Source organism: Phenylobacterium aquaticum, assembly GCF_947378715.1.
Classification (GTDB): domain Bacteria; phylum Pseudomonadota; class Alphaproteobacteria; order Caulobacterales; family Caulobacteraceae; genus Phenylobacterium; species Phenylobacterium aquaticum_A.
Genome location: NZ_CANCLE010000236.1, coordinates 1 through 4,209 on the forward strand (window position 1 = coordinate 1; position 4,209 = coordinate 4,209).

The 4,209-nt window shown below is 67.5% G+C and carries 5 protein-coding genes and 1 pseudogene; 2 read left to right on the forward strand and 4 right to left on the reverse strand.

Annotated elements, in window-relative coordinates; genetic code table 11:
- The 3 genes and pseudogenes from Q7P21_RS19630 to argH all read right to left on the reverse strand — a co-directional run.
- Nucleotides 1-577 (reverse strand): annotated as a pseudogene (locus Q7P21_RS19630) (diaminopimelate decarboxylase); the annotation flags it as partial.
- Nucleotides 574-858, reverse strand: a complete 285-nt coding sequence (locus tag Q7P21_RS19635; RefSeq protein WP_304165279.1) for a hypothetical protein — start codon at nt 856-858, stop codon at nt 574-576. The pseudogene Q7P21_RS19630 and the gene Q7P21_RS19635, both read right to left, overlap by 4 nt.
- Complete coding sequence (argH, locus tag Q7P21_RS19640) at nt 855-2,282, reverse strand: argininosuccinate lyase (RefSeq protein WP_304165277.1); 1,428 nt, start codon at nt 2,280-2,282, stop codon at nt 855-857. Before argH ends, Q7P21_RS19635 begins: the two co-directional genes overlap by 4 nt.
- On the opposite strand from argH, the gene Q7P21_RS19645 reads away from it, so the two are divergent.
- Nucleotides 2,283-2,921 carry a TlpA disulfide reductase family protein gene (locus Q7P21_RS19645; protein WP_304165274.1) on the forward strand — a complete coding sequence of 213 codons (639 nt, stop codon included), beginning with the start codon at nt 2,283-2,285 and terminating at the stop codon, nt 2,919-2,921.
- 88 nt (nt 2,922-3,009) lie between these two features.
- Here Q7P21_RS19645 and Q7P21_RS19650 read toward each other — a convergent pair whose 3' ends face one another.
- Complete coding sequence (locus Q7P21_RS19650) at nt 3,010-3,432, reverse strand: helix-turn-helix domain-containing protein (protein WP_304165271.1); 423 nt, start codon at nt 3,430-3,432, stop codon at nt 3,010-3,012.
- Nucleotides 3,433-4,018: 586 nt separating this feature from the next.
- Between Q7P21_RS19650 and Q7P21_RS19655 the strand changes: the two genes are divergently transcribed.
- Nucleotides 4,019-4,209, forward strand: a 191-nt coding sequence (locus Q7P21_RS19655) for a penicillin acylase family protein (protein ID WP_304179995.1), incomplete at its 3' end; no start/stop codon positions are given.

The window sequence follows — 4,209 nt, forward strand, 5'->3', positions numbered from 1 at the left end:
CCTGGGCATAGAGCCGTTCGGCTTCCGAGAAGGAGACGCCGAACTTGTTGTCGGCCTTGCCGGTCGAGATCTTGGCGTGACCGCCGGCCGAGACGTCGGGGTTCACCCGGATGGCGATCACAGCCCGGGTTCCCAGCGACTGGGCGACCTGGGAGGCCAGGTGCATCTCCGGCTCGGACTCCACATTGATCTCAGAGACGCCGTTCTTGAGCGCGAAGGCGATCTCATCGGCGGTCTTGCCGACGCCGGAGAATACGATGCGTTCGCCGGGAATGCCGGCCGCCAGGGCGCGACGGATCTCGCCCTCCGACACGGTGTCGGCGCCCGCGCCCAGCCGGGCCAGGGTCTTCAGCACCGCGACATTGGAATTGGCTTTCACGGCGAAGGCGATCAGGGGCTCGCCCCCGTGCTCGCCCTTCAGGCCGGCGCCGACCAGGGCGTCGCGCAGCACGGTGTAGTGCCGCTCAAGCGTGGCCGAGGAATAGACATAGACCGGGGCGCCCACCGCCTCGGCGAGCGCGGTGAGCGAGACGTCCTCGCACATCAGCTCGCCGTCGCGCAGATCGAAGTGGTTCATTGCGGGTTGTTGTACGGGTCGGGCATGGCGCTCTGCGGCCCGCTGGCCGTGGGGTTGTTGGTGCTCTCGATCGGTTCGGCCCGCGAGGGCGAAGGGTCGGAGTTGCGGTCGCGGGGATCGACGGTGCGGATCGAGCGGGTCGGCTGGGCGCCGGCGTCGGCGCCGCCGCCCTTGCCATAGATCGGACCGGGACGCTCCAGGGCGCCCAGCTTGCCACAGGCCGACAGGCCAGCGCCGGCCAGGGTGATCACGCCGATCAGGGCGAGGGTGCGAAGGGTCATTTCAGCATCTCCTTCCAGCGCGCGATCTGGGCGCGTACCTGCTCCGGCGAGGTCCCGCCGTAGCTCTTGCGACTGCCGGCCGAAGCCCGCGGGGTCAGCACGTCATAGACGTCGGCGGTGATTCCCTGGGACAGGGCCTGCAATTCCGACAGCGGCAGGTCGGCCAGATCGCAGCCGAGGATCTCGGCGCGCTTCACGGCGGCCCCGGTGATGTGGTGGGCGTCGCGGAACGGCATGTCCAGGGTCCGCACCAGCCAGTCGGCGAGGTCGGTGGCGGTGGAGTAGCCGGCGCCGGCCGCCTGGGCCATGCGCGCGGCTACCGGCTCCAGGTCGCCGATCATGCCGGCCATGGCGGCCAGCGACAGCTCGAGCGCGTCGAAGGCCTCGAAGGTCGGGACCTTGTCCTCCTGCATGTCCTTGGAATAGGCGAGCGGCAGGCCCTTCATCACGACTGTCAGCTGGGTGAAGGAGCCCAGCAGCCGGCCGACCTTGGCGCGCACCAGCTCGGCGGCGTCCGGGTTCTTCTTCTGCGGCATGATCGAGGAGCCGGTGGTGAAGGCGTCGCTGAGCTTGATGAAGCCGAACTGCGGCGTCATCCAGATCACGATCTCCTCGGCCAACCGCGACAGGTGGGTCCCGCAGAGGGTGGCGGCCGCCAGGGCTTCGAGCGCGAAGTCGCGGTCGGAGACGCTGTCCAGGGAATTGGCCGTGGGACGGTCGAAGCCCAGCGCCTTGGCGGTATGGTCCCGGTCGATGGGGAAGGGCGAGCCGGCCAGGGCGGCGGCGCCCAGGGGGCATTCGTTCATCCGCCTGCGCGCGTCGGCGAAGCGGCCGGCGTCACGGCCGAACATCTCCACATAGGCCATCAGATGGTGGCCGAAGGTCACCGGCTGGGCGGGCTGCAGGTGGGTGAAGCCCGGCATCAGGGTCTCGGCATGGGCGTCGGCCTTGGCGACCAGGGCCGATTGCAGGTCGCGCAACTGGGCGACGGTGCGCTCGCAGGCCTCGCGGACCCACAGGCGGAAGTCCAGCGCGACCTGGTCGTTGCGCGAACGGGCGGTGTGCAGCCGTCCGGCGGTCGGACCGATCAGCTCGCGCAGCCGGGCTTCCACATTCATGTGGATGTCTTCGTATTCCTCGCGGAACGGGAAGGTCCCCGCCGCCATTTCGGCGGCGATGGCCTGCAGGCCGCCCTGGATGGCCTGCTCGTCGGCGCTTGAAATGACCCCCTGCTTGCGCAACATCGCGGCGTGCGCGCGCGACCCCGCCAGGTCCTGCGACGCCAGCCGGCGGTCGAACCCGATGGAGACGTTGATCGCCTGCATCAATTCCGCCGGTTTGGACGTAAAACGCCCGCCCCACATGGCCTGGCCCTGGCCTTCGGCGGCGGACTTGTCGGGGCGTTGCGAGGAGTCGTCTGACATATGAGCGAAATCGATAAGAGCGGTGAGGGCGGAAGCGGGGGCGGACCCAGGTCTGGCCTGTTGAAACGGGCGATCTGGGGCGTCGCCGTTCTGGGCGTCGCGGCCGTTGTCTACATCATCGTTCAGGCAAGCTCCAATCCCGCAGCGCATGGCGACCTCAAGTCGGTCGCCAAGGGGGAGATGGCCAAGCTGGTCATCTCGCCGGACGCCACCGCCGCGCCGGTCACCACTTTCTACGATGGCGCAGGCAAGCCGTTCCGGGTCGCCGACTTCAAGGGCAAGGTCGTGGTGCTGAACATCTGGGCCACATGGTGCGGCCCCTGTGTCCTGGAGATGCCGACCCTGGCCAAGCTGGCGGCGGCCTATCCGACCGACAAGGTGGTGGTGGTGCCGGTCAGCGTCGACGGCGACCGCGAGGCCGACAAGGCCCAGGCCTTCATCGGCCAGCACGCTCCGCTGACCTTCTATCGCGACCCGAAGATGAAGCTGCCCTACGACCTGAAGCCGGCCTCGGTCGGCATGCCGACCACGGTGATCTATGACGCCGAGGGCGTTGAAAAGGGCCGGGTCATGGGCGGGGCCGACTGGTCCGGCGCGGACGCCAAGGCGGTGATCGACAAGGTGCTGGCCTCGGGCTGAGCCGCCGCCGAGCCGATGGACGCCTACGAAAAGGGCGCGGCCTCCGGGTGGAGACCGCGCCCTCGGCGTTTCCTACCCTAGTGTGGCGTCAAGCGCTCTCTTTATGACGGGCGTAGACGGCGCTCTCCGGTCCGGTGAGCGCGCGCATGAAGTTGACCAGCGAGGCGCGAGCCTCCTGCGGCAGGCGCTCGAAGCCGGCCAGCAGCTCAAGCGCGCCGGGCGTGCGCATGCGGCTGAGCAGGTCCAGGTCGCCGGTCGCATCATGGCCGGGGGTGTCCAGGACATCCATCAGGTCGACCACGCGGCAGCGCAGCGCGCGCGCGATCTGGACCAAGCGCGAAAACGAGATGCGGTTCGCGCCGTTCTCATACTTCTGAATCTGCTGGAAGCTGACGCCGCACTGCTCAGCCAGGGCTTCCTGCGACATACCAATGGTGCGCCGCCGAATCCGGACCGCAGCGCCCAGGGCGACATCCATGGGGTCGGGGGTCTTGTTGGATACCTCGGCCATGGTCGTCATCTCCTCAACTTAGATGTCGGGATGTCGCGCCGCCCTCCGACATCGATCTCCCAAGATGTCCTGAGTAATTGCACATATTTCAGTTTTGCAAAGCGGTCTCATGCCAGCGTGGCGCCCAGGGTGGGTTCTAGAGCTCGGGACGCCCCAGGGTGGCGCCGGAACAAACCGGGTTCAAAGCGGTTTCCTTCGGAAAACCAATTGAAAGCCATGGGGTTGGGGAGGATCAAGTCCGTGATCTGCTTGGAAATTCCGCCGCGCGCGACCAACTCCTGATCCCGGTGTCAATCGCGGCTCCACCCCAGGGATACTTCTCGGCCTACTCGTTTTGAGTAGAATTGGTTCAGCGAATTCATGCCCTCAACATGAGTATATGACTCGCGATAACCGAGAATGCGACGGAATCTCAGTCTCTGGTCGGCGAATCGAAGTCCCCGATCGCGCTATTCGAATTCGACGCCCCTGGCGCCTTTGCCAGTCCTCTGGCGGCGGCTAGTGTCCGCCCGTTCCCACCCCATCGCCCCGACGGCCCGACCGTCGGCAGGAGGTCTTCGTGCGCAGGATTGGTCTGGCTCTGCTGATGGCGACGGTCGCCGCATTCCCCGCCCTGGCTGGGGCCGCCAGCCCGGACATGGGCCGCTTGCGGGCGGAGGCGGCGCGGGTCGACATCGTCCGCGACGACTGGGGCATCGCCCACATCAAGGGCCACACCGACGCCGACGCGGTGTTCGGCATGATCTACGCCCAGGCCGAGGACGATTTCCACCGGAT

Bases quoted from the DNA above. Each gene is read 5' to 3' on its own strand.
- argH (WP_304165277.1), bottom strand. From the start codon at position 2,282: ATGTCAGACGACTCCTCGCAACGCCCCGACAAGTCCGCCGCCGAAGGC.
- Q7P21_RS19650 (WP_304165271.1), bottom strand. From the start codon at position 3,432: ATGGCCGAGGTATCCAACAAGACCCCCGACCCCATGGATGTCGCCCTG.
- Q7P21_RS19635 (WP_304165279.1), bottom strand. From the start codon at position 858: ATGACCCTTCGCACCCTCGCCCTGATCGGCGTGATCACCCTGGCCGGC.
- Q7P21_RS19645 (WP_304165274.1), top strand. From the start codon at position 2,283: ATGAGCGAAATCGATAAGAGCGGTGAGGGCGGAAGCGGGGGCGGACCC.